Raw genomic sequence first — 20,874 nt, 5'->3', positions numbered from 1 at the left:
CTTTGAAAAACAATATGTCGCTTAATGCGGTGTCCAGTCTAACTGGAGCAGATCAAACATCTACCGCTTCTTGGCGCGTAGTTCTTATATGTTGTCATTATATTTCTTAAACAGGTTTTCTGTGTTCTAGCTATCACTCTTTAAAGTGCTAAGACTGTACCATCTTGATTAGTATCAAGAGGCTAGGGAATCTCTATAACCAACGCTGATTGTATTGCTTACCGTTTAAAAAGGTGTTCTAGTCACCTTGTATTTCAAACTTAAAAGGAAGTTGTATGAATTTAGATAAAGCCAAAAAACGTATCGCAAAGCAGGTTAAAAAAGGCGACCACGGATACCCAAAAATCACGTTAGCGTATTACGGGACGACCAAAGATCTCGCAACGGAAGTCGCGGTTCAATTTATGCTGGGTGAGGGCGATGGTGTTCAAGAAGAGCGTTTTTCTTGTGAAACCGAAATCCGAGATAATGAATTAGTTCAAACGACGTTACTCAAGATAATCGAGCGAGCAAATGTTAACTCAGTGATTGAAGTTGAAGGCGTGGCTGTTCTTTAGTTTGCTTTAGCCTGGAAACGAAGCCAACACGAGAACTCAGGTGTATAATCCACATTTTTATCAAATTGGGCAGGACACATGGCGATCTCGTTTGAAACTCAAAGACTAAAAGTAGAAGAAGTCGCAGGTGAACTTACTGTTCCTGAACGTTCGGCTCTGCTTGAGCGAGTACCTGGCATTCTAATCCCGTCAGTCGTTGAAAACCTTCCACCATACTTTCACGGTATTGTGTCAGGTGAGCTGGCTGAAATTTGGCTCGACCGAATGTTGTCGGAGAGCCGCTTACTTCAAGTGAAATCCAACGATAATCAATTAATTGGTTTTCTGTTCGCTTATGTAGAAGACGAAAGTGATGCTCATATTGGCTACTTGCTTGCAGAAGAATGCTGGGGCAAGGGTTTCGCGAGTGAGTTATTGCAGAGTTTCATCACAGAAGTCGCAAAAACCGAGTCATGGTTCACACTGATTGGCGGTGTCGACCGTTCAAACATAGCCTCTACACACTTACTTAATAAGCTAGGTTTTGTTGAGCAAGCCTCTGACGAAAGTGCCGTGGTTTTCTATGAATATAAGCTTTCTCGTCTTAACTCTTAATTCTTAACTCTGAGCTCTCAGCTCTTAATTTCTAATCCCTAACTCAAGCCACATCTGCGTTATACATTCATTGCCAATGTTTACGTCAATTGATAGGGAAGAAACCTTATTACACCATTCAACTGAGAACCGAGAGCAGCGAGTCTAGTTAACGTGGGCTAATTCGGCACTATGTGTTTCATTAGCGACTTTCCAATCGCCCCCTAAGGCTTTATAGAAAACAGGCTTTGTATCCACATTAGACCATACTGGTTTAGCGACCTCGACCATCTACCATTACGATGATTGTTTTAGAGATGATGCTGAGATCAGCGGCAATCCAAGACTTAACCGAACATAGGCTTAGTGCATAACTGTGGTCAAAACCTACTTTACGACGTACATCATCAATACAGGTGTCGTAACCTTGATTTACTTGTGCAAGCCCTGTAATACCAGGCATTACACCGTATGTGCGGTCGGCAAAGTAAGGAATTTCGTTCTCTAGTTTGGTGTAAAAAGTAGGGCGTTCAGGGCGCGGGCCAATTAGAGACATTTCACCTTTCAGTACATTGATCAGTTGTGGCAGTTCATCAAGACGTGTCTTTCTCAAAAAGCGGCCAACAGGCGTGATTCGTGGGTCATTCGCGGTAGCCCAAACTGCACCAGAGCGAGTTTCTGCATCCTCGTACATGCTACGGAATTTCATGATCTCAAAGATTTCCATTTTCTCCGGTGTCGATTTACCAACGCGCAATTGACGGTAGAAAATAGGGCCACGAGAAGTGAGTGCAATCGCCATCGCAATCAACGGAAATACGGGCGCTAGCAAAATCAAAGCAATCAGTGAGCTTACAAAATCGAAAGTACGTTTAGCACGTGAGATTTTGTATTGGTATAGGTTTTGGGTAGATAGCTGTTCGATGTTCATCATAATAAGTCCTTAATGATTTGCTCGTGTCCAAGGTGAGTTTTCTAGTCCGATTAGGTAACGAATGCCACCAATGAAGTTGGCGTAGTGTCCAACTATCAAATAAGAGATTAATGAAATAGGTTTGTTTACTAGACGCTTTGGCAAGATGCAGCCAAGGACGCCAATGGTATAAACGGCAACTTGAGCCCATAACAGCGCTTCAAATACCAAGTAGTTGCTAAGTAAGATTGAGCACACTAAGCACACAATCATTAAATATGGAGTGAGTAGGCGAAGTCCTTTTCCTGAAAAGAACGCAAACGCGATGCCTTTAAACTTCGGGCTGAACAAGGCAAATAATCGAATCGCTTGTTGCATGTTGCCCGCTGAAATACGAAGTCTTCTTTTGAAGTCTGTTTCTAGGTTCGATTCTTCTAGCTCTAATGCAACCATTTGGGTTTCGTATTCGGCGATGTAACCTTGTTTAACGATTTGCATCGGTAAGATGAAATCATCATTAATAGTGTTGAGTGGAAGCAGTTCAAACAGGTGTGTTCTAAACAAGTAGAAAGCGCCATGAGAACCCAAGCTAGAACCTAACGAAGCCTCAGACTCTTTAACCGCGGTTTGGTACTGCCAATACGTGTTTTCGCCTTCATGGCCTGTTGGACAAAGTTGATACGTTGCGTTTACCACTCCAACCTTGTCACTTTCAAAATGAGCGGCAGCTATAAGCAAAGCATCCAATGAAATAAGGGCAGAAACATCACTCATCGCCGTGATATCACTGGTTATACGTGTCACTTCTTCATTAACAACCGCGACTTTACCTCGGTTTACTTGATGGTCATGTATCTCAAAATAGACATCACTGCACATCGCTTCTTGTATGGTCATTTGTGCAATGGCGACTGTGTTATCAGTGCAACCATCGCAAGCGATAATGACTTCCAACTTCTTTTTTGGGTAATCGAGTGAAGCAAGGTTACGAATCTTGTCTGCGATCCACTGTTCTTCGTTAAATGCAGGAACAAGAACGGTGATGGTCGGCAACGTACAATCTTGCTGTTCCTCTTTGTAGCAACGATGACTCTCTTCAACTTTGCGTGCGGGGTGGCTTTTCGCATACCAACGCAGTAACAAAGGGTAGGCTGCGTGATGATAGACAATCAACGCACCTGAAAACAAACAAAGTCCCGCAAGCAACCAATCAATCATGCGTAAGCTCCTTCTGAGATGTCGTTGTAAGACGAAACCATTTTGATGATGTCGAAGTTCTTAAGAACATAGTGTCGAGGTGATAAAAAGCGTTCATTTTGATTCTCTAACAAGGCATTGGCTAATCCCGTGATACTGCCTTTTTTAACGAGTGTTCCGCTGATAGGGCACAAGGTTTCATCGACGGCACCAACGTCCATTGCGACGGTTGGAATATTGCATGCTTGAGCTTCAAGTGTAGAAAGCGGCAGCCCTTCGTGGCGTGAAGGTAGACAGAAGGTATCCAACGCTCCGTAAAACGTGGTCATGTCTTCAACTAGGCCAAGAAAGATCACTCGGTCACTCAGATTCAAGCGTCTAGTAAGTTGCTCTAGTTGATTGCGTTTAGTACCCACGCCAGCCAATGCGACAACCATGTTTGCAGGTAAAAGAGTCAGTGCTTTAATAAGTTGGTCTTGGCCTTTGACATGTTCTAGTCGACCTGCACAACCGATGATGTGTTTGTCTGTCGGCAGGTTTAGTTTTGCTCTCGCGTGTTCTTTCGACATTGGCTTAAACTTCTCACAATCAACGCCATTTTTGATGGTAATGATGTTCTCATAAGAAAAAGCAGTGCGTAGTTGGTTATAAACACGTGTCGCGTCGGCAACTAACGTTGGTTGAGCAGCTTTTAAAGCAAGCGCTTGTAATCGACGACGTTTGTTGTTGTTCAGATGCCAAGCGTCATGTTCGGTATGGATTCGAGTTGGAACCCCGGTTACGCGAGCGGCATAACCAGCGTATAACAGTGGGCCAATATGATGGGTATGAACCACATCAGGGCGAATCGCGTTGAAGGCTTTAATTAGCTTAATAATGATATTGAATTGTACGCCTGGTGCTTTATCCAAAAAGACGATTTGCTTTTTGTATGGCTCTAGCTTCGGCCAGTTGTTTATAGACTCTTGTTTAGTACCCTCTAAACTGACAATCAACACTTGGTCTGTTGGTTTAGCAAGGCGGAGCAAATCCAGAGTTAGGGTTTCTAATCCACCCGGTGCAAGGTGCTGAACAACGTGTATGATCTTTTTGCCATGCTTCGTTAAATGCGTATTCATAGTTTGGACCCTGCCTTTGTAATTGTTGTTTCGCCTTTCTGACGTTTCTCTTGAAGTAACTTCTTTAAAACGTTTAACTACACAAGGAGATTGCAGGAGTTGTGCCAATTAAATAACCGTTATTTTTCAGTTGTTTAGATTATTTAATTCTAGGGCAGTTTTCATTTCTCAAAATGGGAATCAAAACAAAATACAATTGAATGGCAGTTTGAATCATAGGGCTTGGGTAAATCGAAAGTAGCATTAGAACTTGGGGTTCTAAATAAACAAAACGCCAACCGAGTGTTGGCGTTTTGCATCTAGGATGCACGAAGCTTGGAAACTAGAAAGCTGTGAATCTAGCAAGTCAAAAATGGCTTTGAGGCTGACTAGCTCATTTTAGGGATCACCGTTATCACAGGGACACCCAAGATATCTTCGATTTCGTCTTTGCGTTTGATTGAAGAATCAAACAGTTCAAACAATACCGCTAAACCAATACCCAAACCGATACCTGCAACGAATCCAGCCAGAATAAAAACAAAAGTCGGCATGTTAGATTTGACACTCGGTGTGAAAGGCAAATCGATAATCTTCACACGTTTGTTTTGCTCGAATACACCAAGCGAACCCGTTAGTTGAGCCATTTCATAACGCTCTGTCAGTTCATCATATAGTTGACGTTTGATTTCAACTTGACGTTTAAGGCGGTACATCTCTTTTGCATTTTCGCCGAAGTTATTGGCCTTGTGTTCTAATTCGAAAATCATAGTTCGAAGGCTTTTGGTCTCTTCAGTTAAAGACTCAAAGCGAGCACGAACCAGCTGTAGGCTGTGTAATTGAGTGACCAGAAGAGGTTGGGTATCAGAAAGTTTGTTCAGTGTCGTACTACTTGCGATGTCCCAAAGCTGGTCGCTGTTCATCGTTGGCTGGGTTACTTCGAGCAAACTCTTACGTTCATTCTCTAGTCTGTCTAGCTCACGCACTTTAGCTTGCACAGCACTGTGCTTGTCCGTGTATTTAGCTTGTAACAAGGTAAGGTCGCTACGAATGTCGATGATCTGGTCTTCTAATTTACCGATCACAGGGTTGGTTCTTGAAAGTTGTTGGTCGATTGACCCTAAACTTTTTTCGACACCCGATAACTCGGCCTCTTTTTCTGCCAATGTTTGTTTGAGTGAAGCTAAGCGATTCAAACTTTGGCTCTGTACCTCAGGCGTCGAATGAACATTCTCATTCATGTATGCAGCTAGCGCTTCTTCTGCTTCTGCAAGCTCTGCGCTACGTTTGTCGATATGGATTTTCAAGAAGTTACTTGAATCTTCAATCGATGAACGTTCCGGTGCAAGTAACTGTTCAATGAAATGTTCACTTACCGAGCGCAGCGTCGCTTCCATTCCATTTGGTGTGTTCGACGTTAGACTTATCTTTAGAAAATCTTTTCCAAGCTGAGTCACCGTTAGACGTTGAGACAGGTCAGTAATGATCTCTTGTTTCTCAATTTCAGGCATATCTTGCGTGGTTAATTGCAGTTCATCAGCGACCGAGTAAAGCACATGTCGACTGTGAAGCAGTGTTCTCAATGCGTTAAGTCGATCTTTGAGCATCGTCGAAACGGCAATGTCTTCCAAGAATGGATTCATCTTGGCCGTTTCTTGAATCAACATACTGGTATGCGCGTCATATTTAGTTGGAGCCAACTTGCTCACACCAAAGCCTACAAAGGGCAAAATAAGCATTGGCAGAACGATAACGTAGCGTTGGCGCCACATCGCATTGATGATGACTAATAACCGCAATTTCAGATTATTCATAATAGCTCCAACATCCAATGTACGAAGTTACCACGGTTCTGCCAGCTCTCTTGTTCGACGACAGAGATAGGTGAGTTGCTTAGCTCGCGTGCATGATCAAGCGCCCAAATCATTTGGTTGGCACTGCCAACCGTGGTTACGTGCCCTTGATATGGAACCAAAGCAGGGAACGGTGTTGTGATAATGGGTGTGCCCGCCGCAAGGTATTCCATTAGTTTGAGTGGGCTACACGCTCGGATCTGCTCGTTATCAACAAACGGCAACAAGCTAACATCCCAGTGTTGAGAATAGCTTGGTAGCGTGTGGTGTGGACGAGGGCCAAGGTAATGTACGTTACTCAACTTAGGCAGCATGAGCGTATCAAGCTCGTTTGGACCTATGAAAACAAAGTCCCATTCCGGCATCGCATTCGCAACATGATCAATCATTTCATAATCAAGCCACTTAGAAAGGCTGCCATAAAAACCAGCAATAGGGCGGTGGTTGCTTGGTAAATCTTTTGCTCTTGGTGCGGGTGTTGAAAATAGGTCTACGTCGACACCATGTGGTAGCAAGTGCGCTTTATGCTTTGGAAATTTACCCATCAATTTTTTGCTAGCCGCGAATATAAGCGTTGATTTTTCGATTAGCTCTGATTCGTGCTGTGCAACGGTGTCATGATCAACACCAGCCAGCGCGCTAAAATCATCACCGCAGTAATAGACCACAGATGACTCGCCTAAGTGTCCGCACAAATCAACAGCGGTCGGAAGAGAAGTCCATAGGATAGGCGCGTTCAGATTAAGCTCCGCAATAATCGGTTTTAGTTGGTGCAACATCATTTGCTGAGCCAACTTTCTAGAAAATTTAGAAGCAGGCGCAGGGATTGTCTTTAAGTTAACGATAGTAATGTTGTCGTGTCCCTCAGAGTCGAGCATGTTTTGAGTAACGGCTTTGGTTTTACCAAACAACTTGTTGAACGCTCGGCTGGCATCTTTAGCGGACAGCTTCGGTTGTCTTAAGCCAATAGAGTTGACCCATAAGACTTTGTGTTGCTTAGCAAGGTGACGAACTAAATGTTGAGTCGATGAAGGTAGGCCACCAAAGTCTTCACCAAATACGATTAAATCACGCATGGTCACCTCCATGAGTCTCTAACGAATCGAACATATCGGATTCTGTCACTTCAACGGGTTTGATGTGACCGACAACTCGAGCTGGGTTACCGCCTGCGATTGCAAAAGCCGGGATGTTCTTTGTTACTACGCTGCCTGCGGCTATTACGGCACCTTCGCCGATGGTTACGCCACCTTTAACCGTCACATTCGTGCCTAACCAAACATCGGGTTCAAGAATGATGTCACCGATTTGCTGAGGGTCGTCACCTTCACCTAGCGCTCGGCGTTTTGCATCAAGCGGGTGTCCAGAGTATCCAAATAGAAAAGCGCCGCCTGCGATTCGTACGTTGTCAGAGATAACCACTTTACCTCCAACAGCGATAGTCGACTGCCAACCAATGTCGACGTTATTGCCAATCGACAATAGTGGGTGTTCCAAGCCTTCAAGTTGTTGAGTACAACCAGAGAATGTCGTGTGGCCAGAGATACGGCAGTTGTCGCCAATCGTAATTTGCACCGGACCGCTGACGAAAGGCAGTCCACCATACAAATACAGGCGTTTGCCACATTGAGCCACACGACCTTTGAAAGCCGGAGTCCAGTAGAAGAATCGCGTAAAGCCAGAAACCAGATTCACCACTAGCTTGTGCGCTTGATATAGCCAGCGATTAAATAGTTTAGGGGTAGGTAGCTCTGCGCTTCTGATGTTTTTCAAAATGAAAAACACATTTCTAATTCGAGAATTAGGATGAAACTTAAGCCAATGTTTGAATTGATGTATAGATACTGACGTCATAATGAAAATCCTCTTTTTTGTTATATAGAAGTACTTTCATATATTGTGCCATCTAATAAATATAATATTTTCAATAGGTTAAAATGTGTCTTTTAGGTTTTCTCATTTTGACAGGCAGTTTGAGATACATTTGAGACGCAAACTGTGAGTGCTGCGAGGATATAAATCGGCCAGTTGAAGCCTTGAGTCAAAAATGTACCCGACACGATTGTTCCAATCAGACCTGCATAGATCGCATAGGCGACCGCATTGAGTTCGGGGGCGATTTCTGTGGCCGAGTTTTTTAACCTCGTTAGCGTAGAGCGAGAGGTTTTGATCAAAGCAACGATAAGGCAGACAAAAATGATCAGACCAATAAAGCCTGTTTCTGCCAACACACCAAACCAGGTACTGTGAACGGCGTGATTCAGTCCGTCCCAATGCGAACTGTAAAAGAAGTAGTTCGAGAAGAAGTTGTTCAACCCTACGCCGGTCAGTGGATTCTCAACTGCCATCTTTATTGCTGCTTCCCAAGCATAGATTCGACCCATTGCAGATTCATCGATACCTTGTTCAGCGGCACCACCAGAAGATCTGTCTGAGATACCAGCAACTAAATAGAGCACCACGGCCGCGACAGTTCCCACTGAGATTAAGAGAACTTTAGAGCGCACTAGCTTCCACGCAAAAATACCAATCACCGCAATACAACCCAGTAATCCGCCACGGCTTTGAGTGGCAATAATGGCGGCGAGCAGTAACAGACAAACTAAGGCACTGATTAAACGTTTGGATCGTGAGATGCCAGTCGTGGTGGCTTGGCTTATTGTAAAGGCGAGTGGGAACATCAGTACCAGTGCTAGGTCGTTCGGGTCACCTAACATAGAGCCAAAATCGCGGCCAATAGTCACGCGTGAGCCCTCGACAAGCCCAATACCATTTACTGAGTTGTACACGGCAATAGAGCTGACTAAAGCGCCAGCGTAGATAATCGTCATCGCGGTTTTTGCGAGATTTTCCGTGGTGTTTACTAGCCAAGTAATCGCAAGCGTCATCACTATAATTTTCCAATAAACGCCCTTGAATTCTGCCAGTGCTATGGGCCTGTTGGACGCGAAGATAATACCAATGAAAACCAATACCCAAAATATGGCGAGCCAATTTAAACAAGGGTGCCAGAAGATTTTAAGTTCTTTACTGATTAATGCATGCCATAGAAGAGCCGACAGAGCGCCTAATGAAAGCATCAACGGTATTTTTAGCGAATAGAGCTGAGGTATAGCTTCGTGAATTCGGAAAAATGAAAAGACAACGAACAATAGAACTAACCAGAATGTTTTGTTTAACACGAATAACCCGGCCAATGGCACAAGAGCGAGCGCCACAATGACAGCAGGGTGAGGCACAAAGTACCAAACAACACCAAGCCCAACACACAAGGTGCTGATCGTGATGATGACTGGCAATCTATTGGCTTCAGGGTTGACCATTGTGACCTCTATTGGCAAATAAACTCTTTAGGACTCGGCTCGTAATCTTTGTAAGACGTAGTTACGCCTGATGTTAAAGATTGCAAAGTGAGTGCCAGTTATGCATTTTATTTAACTTACTGATTTAATGTTGGATTATTAAGTGAGGGCGTAGCCTTGAGGTGAGTTTTGTCATTTTGAGAATCAGTATAAAACTGACTAAAGTACTTAAATCATCAAGCCCAAATAACCAGTTATCGACTAAGGCTAGAATTAACGGTCGAGTTGATAGATTTCCAACAACTGCGGGATAACGGCTTGTGGAGAGTATTGGTTTTTCACGGTTTCTATCGCGTGACTCTTGAGAGAGTTACGTTGCTCGTTCGTCAATGACATCCACAAAGATAAAAACTGTTCTAGCTCAGCTTCTGAATTTGCAAGGTAGCCGTTAACTTGATGCTCGATGAGTTGAGGCAAGTTACCAACTGAGGTGGCGAGAACGGGAATGCCACGAATCATGGCTTCTAATGCCGCCATAGGTAAGCCTTCAAAGCGAGAAGGGATGATTAACAGATCGATTTGGCTCCAGACGTCGTCCATATTGGTCTGATGCCCATGAAAGGTCACATTATCAGGCTGCGATTTAACTAAGATGTCCATTTCTGGCCCGTCACCAAAAAGCTCAAACCGAACATCAGGAAACTGTTTGGCTAATGCAACAAATCGATCAGGCGCTTTTTCATGGCTCAATCGCCCCACAAAACCAACATGGAATGGGCTTGATGAAGGGGAGCTTGTTAACCCGGTTGGCATTTTAACAAAGTTATTCAATTGATGGGTTTGACTCGGCACTTTCGCTTTAATCTTTTCACTGACCACGAGCGACTGATCAGAAAGAAAACTGCTGTAACGGTCGAGCCAATCATAAAGCCATACTTTGCCTGTTGGGGTTTCACCTGCGTGATAAGTGGTGATTTGCTTTGTGTTGTTGAAACGAGGCGGAAGCTTGATTAACTTGCTGACCAAACTGGCTTTGTAACCATGAGCATGGATAAGCCTTGGTTGATAATGTTGAACTGCACGTTTCAGCTGTGTCGCGCTATTGCCATTTGAATCTACAGAACATGAGGCTAAATCGGAGAGGTAACTAAAAGGGATGTTCAGCGCATTCAACTTTTCAACGATGATCGCTTCAGGATTAAACTTAGTCAAAAGAACGATACGAACAGCCTCTGAATACTGAGCGCTTTCCGATATCAGGCCTTGTGCTAATTCTAAAACATGCGTTTCTATGCCTCCAAAAGTTTGGCTGTCGATCAACAGCCAAATCTCATGAAGGTTTATGTCGAGTATACCTTGGTTAGGCTTGATTGTACTCATCTTCCGATTCCCAAGCCTGTTTCTTACGATAAACAGTAGAAGGGCTAAGTTCTAACAGCACAGCAGCGTTTAACACATTCCCATCGCAATGATTGATGGCATGTTGAATGGCTTCACGTTCTATTTGCCACATTGGACGAATAGCACCTTCGCTTGTGGTAAATGCAGGCGTCATCGGCTCATTGTGAGCTTGAGCAACTGACGATTGTTCCAACTCTTCCGGAGTAATCGGTGGCAACTTAGCTTCTGGTGCTTCAACAACTGCAGGTTGAGGCGCAGTTACTCGAATTGGTGTCACTGATTTAGATGATGGAGCGGCATCTACTTTATTAATCGGAGGCGGTAACATGTCTTTAGTCACGCTCGTTTCATTGTTCAACACCACGATGTTACGGATGATGTTTTGCAACTGACGCACATTGCCTGGCCACGCATAACGTTTAAGTAGATTCTGCGTTTCTTTGTCTATTGATTTGAACTTCTTCTTGTCTTGCTTCGCGTACAGTTTCAAGAAGTGATTAGATAGGGTGACAATGTCACTTCCTCGTTCACGAAGCGGTGGCATTTCGATAGGCACAACGTGAACACGATAGTAAAGGTCTTCTCTAAAACGTCCTTCTTCTACTTCAACCAGTGGATCGCGGTTGGTCGCACAGATAATTCTGACATCCACTTTAATCTCGCGGTTGCCACCGAGTGGAGTAAACGTACCAGTTTGCAAAAATCTGAGGAGCTTCTTCTGCATCTCCAGTTCCATTTCACAAAGCTCATCGAGAAATAGGGTACCGCCATGCGCTTGCATTGCTGCACCTTTACGGTCGGTTGTCGCACCGGTAAACGCACCTTTAACGTGACCGAAGATTTCACTCTCCATTAGGTCTCGAGGGATAGCGCCGCAGTTAATGGCCACGAAGGGTTTACCATTACGCTGACTCTCTTGGTGAATCGCTTCCGCACACACTTCTTTACCTGTACCACTTTCGCCGTTAATAAACACGCTGGCAGTGGTTGGTGCTACCGAATCAATGATCTTGTAAACCGCCTGCATGGGTAGGCAAGAGCCAATGAAATTATGAAAACGATCACGATCGAATTTGCTTTGCATGTTATCGACGAGGTTTTCGAGTTTCGCTCTTTTTAGATGCAAGCTAACAGAGGTCTTGAGTCGATCGGCTTGAATGGGTTTCTCTAAGAAGTCTTCTGCACCGCGTTGGATAAGGTCTACCGCGATGTTTACTGAACCATGCGCTGTCGCGATGATGACAGCGGTCGGTATTTCGTTAGCAGTAATCCAATCTAAGACTTCTTCGCCTGGCATGTCAGGAAGCTTAAGGTCGAGAATCACAAGCTGTGGAGAGTGCCTTTCAATGAAGGTCTTAGCTTCCGCGCCGGTTTCGACGTGGAAAATATCATAGGGCTCGTCTTTTACGTACTGCTTGTAGAGTACGGCGAGTGAGGTGGAGTCTTCAACTAACAATACCTTAGGGCGCATTGTGTATTCCTTTTGAAACTTTATCCTAACCAATCAATAACATAGTGATATGCAACCATCAATACGAGTCTTGTGTATTTGTTATCTACCACATGCAATCTTTTAAGAAGCGGCCTGTATAACTTCTCGCATTGCTGTTCATGATGGAGCCCATCTTATGGCGACTATATTAATAACGACTGTTTTGAGTTTTTAATCTGATACCGATAATGAACATGCAAAGCTAGCTGAAGCCTGCCTCTTTCCTTTCAAGCAAGGCTTTTATTGAACGCTCTGCGAGCTCTAGTAATTCATCAACTTGTCGAAATGCCGCATCATGACTCTGTTCTAAACATAGCTTTTCTAAAGCTCGAGCTAATTCACCCAAAGGGCGATTACCTAACGAAAGCGCTGTGCTGCCGAGAGTGTGGACCTCGAACTCAAGTGTTTGAGCGTCTTTCTGCGTGACAGCCTCTTTTATGGCGACCAAGCGTGTTTGTGATTCTTCGACATAATGGTCGATCAAGATAGGGATAATGTCCGCACTTGTATCGCGAATCATTTGCTCCAGAACGCTTTCATCGACAAGCTCGCTCACTTGTTGTGAGTTTAGATTTGTAGCTGCGTCTGACGCTAAAGTAGAATTCATCAAACTAAGTCCTTTTATTGAGCTTAATATCTGTTAATACTATTAAGTTTTAGTCATTTTCTAGAATAATTTCAACTGGTTGCCGTACAAATAGAGCATTTAATTGGCATCTCACTCATCTTGCTATTGGGTTTGTGACAAACCTAACGGACTGATTTTATTTTGTTTTCTCTTATGAAATATAAACTTAGGCACCCATTAGCCTGGGTACTTATAAGCTTAAAGGGGAGAGTGCAGGACAAAGCGAGGCCGATACACATAAAAAAGACCACTGCAGTTACTAACAACAGTGGTCTTAGAGCGGTTTATGTAGTTTAGGCTAATCTAAATAGCAAGAACTCAAATAACGATAACCCAAACAATGATAATTTAAACAGCCGTGCTTTAAATCACGAAAAGTAGGACTACGAAGCTTTATCAATTTTTGGCTTTGGGTCGGCTTCTACTTCTTCCTCGCTACTTTCTGAGAAGATATCAGCAACAGCGCTTCTCTCGAGTTCACCTTTTAGATTACCGTCTTCATCAACAACTGGAAGAGAGTAGTCACAAGACATAGTGTCCGGTAGCACTTCTTCAATCACCGCATCTGGTAAGATGGCAGGGACTTCTTCGTATATCTCATCACTAAAATCATGTACCGATGAATCTTCAACGGCGTCTTGTAGACTTTCTTGTGTGACTAGGCCTTGATAGCCGTCATCTGTTACGTGATAAGCGTAATCGTTTTTAAGCATCTTCATTTGTGCCAAAGCACCTTCAATTGTTTCTGATGTGATTCGATACAGAGGAGGCTGCATAACGGTTTCAACGGTCAGTGCACGAGCACGGTTTACGTCTTTCACGAACGCTTCCACGTAATCATCGGCTGGATTTAGCAGAATCTCATGTGGTGTGCCTTGTTGTACTAACTCGCCGTCTTTCAAAATTGCGATTCTATCGCCTAGGCGGAGTGCTTCGTCCAGATCATGTGTGATGAAAACAATCGTCTTATGAAGCTTCTCTTGAAGTTCAATAAGCTGGTCTTGCATTTCACTTCGAATCAAAGGGTCGAGTGCCGAAAAGGCTTCATCCATTAACAAGATTTCAGCGTTAGTACACAGAGCGCGAGAAAGGCCAACACGTTGTTGCTGACCACCTGAAAGTTGCGCAGGGTATTGCTTGCCGTAACCTTTCAAGCCCACGGTTTCTAACCATTCGTTGGCTTTTGCTAAACGGTCTTCTTTTTTGATGCCTTGTACTTCCAACCCGTACGCAACGTTTTCAACCACAGTGCGATGAGGCATTAAGCCAAAGCGTTGGAATACCATCGACATTTTATGACGACGGAACTCTTCTAGCTGTTTAGTGTTGAGGCTCATCACATCAATGCCTTCAACCATGATTTTACCTTGAGTCGGGTCAATCAAACGGTTGAAGTGGCGAATCAGCGTCGATTTACCCGAGCCAGAAAGCCCCATGATAACGAAGATTTCACCACGGTTAATCTCAAGGTTGATCTCTTTCAAACCAACGGTATGACCCGTATCCGCAAGAATCTGATCTTTGTGTTCGCCGTTTTGAACTCGGTTCATAACAGACATTGGTTTCGGTCCAAACACCTTGTACAGACCACTAATTTCAATCAATGGTTTAGTCATGCTTGAATCCTCCTAAATGCGCATTAGTTCTTCTTGCGTACGCTTGTGAAGCGCGGTCAAAAAGGATTGCGAGGGCCACAATGGCGAAGCCATTCATCAAACCTAATGTGAAGTATTGGTTGGTGATCGATTTAAGAACCGGTTGTCCTAGGCCTTTCACACCAATCATGGATGCGATAACAACCATAGACAGCGCCATCATGATGGTTTGGTTAATACCCGCCATGATCGTTGGCATTGCTAGAGGAAGTTGAACACCCCATAAGCGTTGCTTTTTGCTCGCACCGAAAGCGGTAGCGGCTTCAAGGACTTCTTTATCAACTAAGCGTATGCCTAGGTTAGTTAGACGAATTACAGGTGGAATCGCGTAGATAACCACGGCGATTAGCCCTGGAATCTTACCGATGCCCAGTAGCATTACCACTGGAATCAAATAAACGAACGCAGGCATGGTTTGCATGATATCGAGCATCGGCGTAACAATTGACTGAGCTCGATTTGAACGAGCCATCGCAATACCAATCGGAATGCCCAAGAATATTGAAACCAAGGTACATACAGTGATGATACTGAGCGTCCGCATGGTGTCTTCCCACATTCCAAAGTAACCAATGAGAAGTAGAGAAGCAACACAGCCTAGAGCCAGTTTCCAAGAACGGCTTGCTGCGTAGACAAGGCTGGTACACACAGCCAGGACTATAATCCAAGGTGTTGAGATAAGGAGTTTTTCAAACCAAACGAGGAATGAAAGAAGAGGGTCAAAGAGAGATTCAATCATTTCGCCGTATTCACGGGAAAATTCACGGTATGCGCCATCTAGCGTCTTTTTTATGGTTCGTAAATCACCGCGTTCCATCTCTGGAAAGCTTGATAACCAATTGCTGTCAGCCATTTTATATCCTTATAGTTCGGAGCCACTTGTCCATGCGATAAGAAAATCGCTAATGAAAAGGGCTCCGAATCATGAATAACATCAAGTATAGCGACGTTATTTCTGTTTTATTGTTGAAGCGTAATTACTTGTTATTAAATCAAGCTCTTACAGCTGAGCTTCAACTTTCTTAGCCACTTCTTCAGAAACCCATGGGTGCCATACTTCTGGGAATTCACTTAAGAAATGTAGACTCGCTTCTTCGCCATCAGCTTGGTTGTCTTCCATCCAAGCAAGTAGCGAGTTCATTTTGTCGTTTGTGAAACCACGTTTAGTAAAGTAGTCGTACGCTTCAGGAGCACGTGACGCAAAACTTTCAGTGGTAATCGTGTGGACAGGTGAAGGCGGGTACATGGTTGCTTTTGGCGATTCACAATCTTCTTTGGTGGTACAGTTAAGGAACTCTTCCTCATTAACGCCACTGCCAAAGTCGACTTTAACCATGTCGTATTTACCTAGAACAGCGGTCGGTGCCCAGTAGTAACCAAACCAAGCTTCTTCACGTTCATAAGCTTTTGCGATAGAGCCAGATAAGCCGGCACTCGAGCCTGGATCAACAATCGTGAAACCGCTGTTTTCTAGCTCAAGAGCATTAAACAAGTTTCCGGCGCTGATCTGACAGTTCCAGCCTGCAGGGCAGCTGTAGAATGCAGATGTATCTGGGTCTTCAGGGTGTTTAAATAAGCTTGCGTTTTTGCGTACGCCTTCGATGGTTGCCATTTCAGGGTACTGTTTTACTAGGTAAGCTGGAACCCAAAAGCCTTCTTCGCCGCCGTTCACAAGTGCTTTACCTGCGTAGCGAAGACGTTTTTCTTCAACACCTTTATCTAATGCGTCTTTTAAGCTGTTGCTCCAAAGTTCAGGTGCAACATCAGGCTGGCCTTTTTCGATCATAGACGTGCCTGTTGGCATAGTGTCGCCAGGGATAAGTTCAGCATCACACCCATAACCATGTTCAAGGATGAATTGGTCGATATTGGCGATCAGTGTTGCAGAGTTCCAGTTCATATCTGCGATTGTTACGCTGCCACATTCTCCAGCGTTAGCATTACCGCTGGCTGCTGCTACTAACAAAAATACGGAGCTTAACTTGTATTTCATATTGAGTTTCCTTTCTCTTTAATAATACAACTAAGGTAACCAAGGTAAATTGATTATCTAAATTGCTCGATGGTGATCCTTTCCGTGTATTTGAACCATTTGAGCAGAAGGAGGGATGGGTGAAGTTTGAATAGATAAACGTGCAAAGTCAGTGAAGTGTGATTTGCCAATTCATCCACTGTGTTTCAACAGCCATCGGATAACTTTGTCAAACTATTACAAATTCGTCAAAAACCACCTCTATTTATAATCTTAGGGAATAATCGTACGAATTCCATCTTTGATGCGATTTACATGGCACTTTAACCGTCTGTGTCACATTACCGCTAAAGTTAGGCGTGGGGCTGTTGATTTTTGAAGGAATTTAAAGGGGGTAAGACCATGATTGATGTGTGTGAAATGCGTTGAATGGTTTTTAAAATCTTATTTTTAATAATAACTTCGCCAAAAATACCCAATTTGGTTTTGAGTTATTCAGAGCTTTTGGAGCTTGAAGTCTAATAGGATAGGTAGCTGTCATGGTTTAATGACAGCCAGAAAGTAGCAAAAGAAAGTTACATCGGAAGGTTCAAAAACTCATTTTGATACAGCTTGTTTGCCAAGCTATCGCGAAGCTTAGCGGGGATGAATTTCATTCGATTGATTTGTCTGACCATCTCTTGTGCAAAGCTAGGCTTTTGTTTCATGTTCATCACGCAGCCCATTAGGTTGATACTTTGTGCATCAAGCAGCTTTTTCGCTTGTTCTAGGTGGTGACTCGACGTTTCACCATAGGCGACAACCATCAATGTGCTGTCACAAGCACTCGCCACAGACTGAGCCGGAATGTTGCCTTTGTTTATGTTGAGAAGCGGTGAGGTATCAATGATGACTCTGTCGTATTTCTCTAACCATTTGTTGACCACGTTTTGTAACGTTGTCGGATCTTTATAAGCCAATTGCGTTGAAGCAACTTGTGGAGCAGGGACACCGATAAACGTACGCTGAGATTCAACATGTTCAATCAATTGACCTTGCTGATTATCTTCTAGCATATTCAAATCTTTGAAAGCAGGGTTGAATAAGTTGAGATCAACATAAAGTGTTGAATGACCCGCAAGAAGAAAACGCTCGGCTAATGCGGTTGCAATAGATGTTACGCCGTCACCTGAATGGCAGGCGGTGACGCATATTGATTTTTGGCCGTTAAGTTCAGAAGCTAAATACAGTTGCTCGACTTCGGCATGGGTCGCTGAAATTGTCATTATAAAGCTCCTATTAATACGATGGTGGTGGTGATACGCAGTATGTCATCAAGTCCGACGCGTGCTTTTTCAATAAAGCTTTCGCGACGGTCTGGGATGTAAATCGTGTCACCAGCGCGTAGCACCGGCAAGTTGTAAATGTTCGCCGTTTTGCTGAATTCAACAAGGTCAAAAGTACGAGCCTGACCTTGGCAGCAAGACATATTGACGATGGTAATTTTTTCTACATAAGCATTGTCGGTAGGGCCTGCTGCTTCTGCCAGAATATCTAGAATGGTCATGTTGTCGTTGAACACATAACGCCCCGGATTGTTAATCGCACCAAGCACACGAACGGTTTCTTCTTTCGGTGTATCTAACCAGTTTTTGCCTTTCTCTGGGATGTAAATCGTGTCGCCAGTGGTTACGTTTGGCAGTAACGATTCGTCACCGGTTTCAAAGTACAGTGATAAGTTAAGTTTGCTTACTTGCGAATAGGTTTTGTCACGATGCGTTACTCGAACGTTGTGGATGTCGGCATCCTTTGTTGGACCGTCAGCCGCAGACAAGATATCAAGGAAGTGCATGTCTTTGGTGAAGCGGTAACGACCGGGTGCATTCACTTGTCCAAAGATGTAGATCGAAGCATCAGAGCTTTGACGAACCCATTGTGATTTATTGTCTGAAGGATCTTGTGGCAAGTCGTGAACACGCACGATAGAGCCCGCTTGAATTTGTGGCATTTGGTCACGTGGCGCACCATTTCGAATAAAATCATCAAGGTTAAACACAACTAGCTTTCTACCAGTAACAACTTCGATTTTCGATGTGTCAGCGCGTAGCGTAGGGCCACCGACGTGTGCCAATAATCCCATGAAATTCATTTCATCTGACCATTCAATACGACCAGGTCGATTCACCTCACCAATTACGTTAACTGCTCTGTCTGGCGTGATTTTCAACCAAGACTTCTCGTTCATGTCGGTTTTCTCGGGAACGAAAATCGCGTCACCAGCTTTGATGCTAGGAGGGTTAGAGTTAGGTAAGCCTTCAGTGTAAGCCGCTAAATCGAATTTAAGCACTCTGCCATCTGCTTTGATAACACGGATTTGTCGTGACTCTGCAAATCGAGTTGGGCCGCCCGCATTCGCCAAGATATCCATAAAGGTCGCGTCTCTTTTGCCTTCAAAAGCACCAGGGGCTGCGACTTCGCCCATTACGTAAACCATGTTGGCGCCGGATTTGATCTCTTCTTCTTGCTTGGGAACGAAAATGGTCGCACCCGGGCGTAAAATTGGAAGCAGACTTTCGTCACCAGAATCTAAGTAACGTTTTAGGTTGAATAGCGTTGGGGTGTTGTTCGAAATCACTCGGATTTGCTCAACACTGGCATAACGAGTTACGCCGCCCGAACGCATAAGTACGTCGACAAGGTCGGTGTTCTCTTTGTAAGTGAACGAACCCGGCGCGTTCACCTCACCAAACACTTTGATGGAGTTACGAGAATCAGCACTGTCACCTGAGTTAGCAAGCTTTGCTGCATCGAACTCTTGCTCGATGTTACCGACTAATGGAGAAGCTGGAACGAATAGTGAATCCAGTGATTGAAGAGTAGGTAATGTTGACTCGTCTCCTGAATCAAGGAATCGTTTGTAGTTAAACTCTTTCTTATCCGCGCCTCGCTTAAGAATAAGCTTGTCCAGTTGCGCGCCCGGGCGTAAACCACCCGCAGCGTAAAGTGCCATTTGGATGCTAGAACCTAATGCGAGAGTGTATTCGCCAGGCTGTTCTACATAACCTTGCACATAGATAATGATTTGCTGCTCTTTTACATACACTGAAGCGTTCGAAAGATCTTTATAAGCGGTTGCCAGCGACTCTAGAACGACTTTGTTAAGCTGTTCGCTGTCGTAACCTGCAACAAACACAGCGCCTACTTCAGGAAGGGTAATACGTCCACGCTTATCCACCTGGAAACCAGTGTTTAAGGTGCTTTCACCGGGTACATTAACTTGGATAAGGTCACCGACTTGAACCGCGTCTGAAAACTCGTCGTTAGCATTGACAACATTCGCAAAGCTCAACGACAGGGTGATGATAAAAGCGATTAAGGATTTCATATTCCACCTCCCATTTTCTCGGCATTCTTAGGCGAGATAACTTCGATACTTACTCGGCGGTTAGTTAAACGTGTGCCGTCAGATTCGCCTTCAAAAAGAGGGACGGTTTCGCCAACAGATACGGCTTTGATTCGTTGAGCGCCTAGTCCAAAAATAGTCAGGTAGCGTTCGACTTGTTTCGCTCGTCCAAGTGCTAACTTGTCGTTGTATTCTTCGGCACCCGTTGCATCAGCATGGCCGGTAACAACAAGGTCTAGGGATTTGTGTTCTTTAAGTAAAGTGGTCGCCTCGGCCAGTCTTCCCATATACTTAGGATTTACTTCAGTCGAGTTTTCCGCAAATTGGTTGTCAACATTAAGTAGGTCATACAACTGTTCAATAACCGACAGTTGCATTCTAAATTGATTTTCATTTTGTGGTGGCTCACAGCGGGCTTGTGAAGTTACGTAATCCAGTTGGACCTCAAGTTCATTTAGGCGTTTTCTTTGGATTACTAAGTCGTTGGCTGCATCCAGTAGTAGACCACCTTGAAGTTCGCGAGCAATACGATTTTGCTTTTCGATTGCTTGAACAACAGCAGCGGGGAAACACCAACGAGCACCTTCTTGAATCAAAGCATCAAGGTGCAATTTAGCGAGCTGCCAATCAAAGCGTAATCCATGTTCCGGACCAAGAGGCTCGTCTGGCATGACAGGAGAGAAGTCTGAGTTTTGATAGTTAATAGAATCGTAACTTTCAGCCAAACCCCCTGTGCCTTGTTCAGGATAGCTAGTACAGCCACCCAGAACGAGAGCGGACAGAGAAAGGGCTATGTAGTTTTTCAGTATTTTCATGCCAACGTCCTATGTTTCTAATTTTTCTTATTATTTT

18 protein-coding genes are annotated in these 20,874 nt (G+C 44.1%); 2 read left to right on the top strand and 16 right to left on the bottom strand.

Annotated elements, in window-relative coordinates; all coding sequences use genetic code 11:
* Positions 1 to 275: 275 nt before the first annotated feature.
* The gene (locus AB6D58_RS15835) at positions 276 to 557 is read left to right on the top strand and encodes a hypothetical protein (RefSeq protein WP_017059577.1); all 282 of its coding nucleotides are present in this window, start codon (positions 276 to 278) and stop codon (positions 555 to 557) included.
* Between the two features lie 78 nt (positions 558 to 635).
* Positions 636 to 1,151: a GNAT family N-acetyltransferase gene (locus AB6D58_RS15830; RefSeq protein ID WP_136982661.1), complete on the top strand. Its 516-nt coding sequence runs from the start codon at positions 636 to 638 to the stop codon at positions 1,149 to 1,151.
* Positions 1,152 to 1,404: 253 nt separating this feature from the next.
* On the opposite strand, the gene AB6D58_RS15825 is transcribed toward AB6D58_RS15830, so the two are convergent.
* The 16 genes from AB6D58_RS15825 to AB6D58_RS15750 all read right to left on the bottom strand — a co-directional run bounded on the left by AB6D58_RS15825 (position 1,405) and on the right by AB6D58_RS15750 (position 20,837).
* Positions 1,405 to 2,064, bottom strand: coding sequence for a sugar transferase (locus AB6D58_RS15825; protein ID WP_017063903.1), 660 nt, complete (start codon positions 2,062 to 2,064; stop codon positions 1,405 to 1,407).
* Positions 2,065 to 2,073: 9 nt separating this feature from the next.
* Positions 2,074 to 3,261 carry a glycosyltransferase family 2 protein gene (locus AB6D58_RS15820; protein ID WP_136982662.1) on the bottom strand — a complete coding sequence of 396 codons (1,188 nt, stop codon included), beginning with the start codon at positions 3,259 to 3,261 and terminating at the stop codon, positions 2,074 to 2,076.
* Entirely contained in the window at positions 3,258 to 4,358 is a 1,101-nt protein-coding gene (locus AB6D58_RS15815; RefSeq protein ID WP_136982663.1) for a glycosyltransferase, read from the bottom strand. Before AB6D58_RS15815 ends, AB6D58_RS15820 begins: the two co-directional genes overlap by 4 nt.
* A gap of 368 nt (positions 4,359 to 4,726) precedes the next feature.
* The gene (locus tag AB6D58_RS15810) at positions 4,727 to 6,151 is read right to left on the bottom strand and encodes a Wzz/FepE/Etk N-terminal domain-containing protein (RefSeq protein WP_136982664.1); all 1,425 of its coding nucleotides are present in this window, start codon (positions 6,149 to 6,151) and stop codon (positions 4,727 to 4,729) included.
* Positions 6,148 to 7,266, bottom strand: a complete 1,119-nt coding sequence (locus tag AB6D58_RS15805; protein WP_136978473.1) for a glycosyltransferase — start codon at positions 7,264 to 7,266, stop codon at positions 6,148 to 6,150. Before AB6D58_RS15805 ends, AB6D58_RS15810 begins: the two co-directional genes overlap by 4 nt.
* Positions 7,259 to 8,044, bottom strand: coding sequence for a DapH/DapD/GlmU-related protein (locus AB6D58_RS15800; protein WP_136982665.1), 786 nt, complete (start codon positions 8,042 to 8,044; stop codon positions 7,259 to 7,261). Before AB6D58_RS15800 ends, AB6D58_RS15805 begins: the two co-directional genes overlap by 8 nt.
* A 92-nt stretch (positions 8,045 to 8,136) precedes the next feature.
* Complete coding sequence (locus AB6D58_RS15795; protein WP_136982666.1) at positions 8,137 to 9,513, bottom strand: O-antigen ligase family protein; 1,377 nt, start codon at positions 9,511 to 9,513, stop codon at positions 8,137 to 8,139.
* Between the two features lie 252 nt (positions 9,514 to 9,765).
* Positions 9,766 to 10,872 (bottom strand): glycosyltransferase family 4 protein, encoded by a 1,107-nt coding sequence (locus AB6D58_RS15790; RefSeq protein ID WP_136982667.1) that lies wholly within the window; start codon positions 10,870 to 10,872, stop codon positions 9,766 to 9,768.
* Positions 10,853 to 12,364: a sigma-54 dependent transcriptional regulator gene (locus AB6D58_RS15785; protein WP_017059588.1), complete on the bottom strand. Its 1,512-nt coding sequence runs from the start codon at positions 12,362 to 12,364 to the stop codon at positions 10,853 to 10,855. Before AB6D58_RS15785 ends, AB6D58_RS15790 begins: the two co-directional genes overlap by 20 nt.
* A gap of 223 nt (positions 12,365 to 12,587) precedes the next feature.
* Positions 12,588 to 12,992, bottom strand: coding sequence for an Hpt domain-containing protein (locus AB6D58_RS15780; RefSeq protein ID WP_017059589.1), 405 nt, complete (start codon positions 12,990 to 12,992; stop codon positions 12,588 to 12,590).
* A 404-nt stretch (positions 12,993 to 13,396) separates the two neighbouring features.
* Positions 13,397 to 14,629 carry a glycine betaine/L-proline ABC transporter ATP-binding protein gene (locus AB6D58_RS15775; protein WP_017059590.1) on the bottom strand — a complete coding sequence of 411 codons (1,233 nt, stop codon included), beginning with the start codon at positions 14,627 to 14,629 and terminating at the stop codon, positions 13,397 to 13,399.
* The gene (locus AB6D58_RS15770; RefSeq protein WP_017059591.1) at positions 14,622 to 15,521 is read right to left on the bottom strand and encodes a proline/glycine betaine ABC transporter permease; all 900 of its coding nucleotides are present in this window, start codon (positions 15,519 to 15,521) and stop codon (positions 14,622 to 14,624) included. The genes AB6D58_RS15775 and AB6D58_RS15770 overlap by 8 nt, the downstream gene beginning before the upstream one ends.
* A gap of 147 nt (positions 15,522 to 15,668) precedes the next feature.
* Entirely contained in the window at positions 15,669 to 16,661 is a 993-nt protein-coding gene (locus tag AB6D58_RS15765) for an ABC transporter substrate-binding protein (protein ID WP_017059592.1), read from the bottom strand.
* A 554-nt stretch (positions 16,662 to 17,215) separates the two neighbouring features.
* Positions 17,216 to 17,905 (bottom strand): tyrosine-protein kinase family protein, encoded by a 690-nt coding sequence (locus tag AB6D58_RS15760; protein ID WP_017059593.1) that lies wholly within the window; start codon positions 17,903 to 17,905, stop codon positions 17,216 to 17,218.
* A complete protein-coding gene (locus tag AB6D58_RS15755; RefSeq protein WP_136982668.1) occupies positions 17,905 to 20,004 on the bottom strand; it encodes an SLBB domain-containing protein in 2,100 nt (699 codons plus the stop codon). The genes AB6D58_RS15760 and AB6D58_RS15755 overlap by 1 nt, the downstream gene beginning before the upstream one ends.
* Positions 20,001 to 20,837: an OmpA family protein gene (locus AB6D58_RS15750; protein ID WP_102320212.1), complete on the bottom strand. Its 837-nt coding sequence runs from the start codon at positions 20,835 to 20,837 to the stop codon at positions 20,001 to 20,003. Before AB6D58_RS15750 ends, AB6D58_RS15755 begins: the two co-directional genes overlap by 4 nt.
* Between the last annotated feature and the right edge of the window lie 37 nt (positions 20,838 to 20,874).

It is taken from the genome of Vibrio sp. 10N.239.312.D08 (assembly GCF_041466145.1).
Lineage (GTDB): Bacteria > Pseudomonadota > Gammaproteobacteria > Enterobacterales > Vibrionaceae > Vibrio > Vibrio crassostreae_C.
The sequence above is the reverse complement of the archived record's forward strand: the minus strand, read 5'-3'. Positions and strand labels throughout refer to the sequence as shown.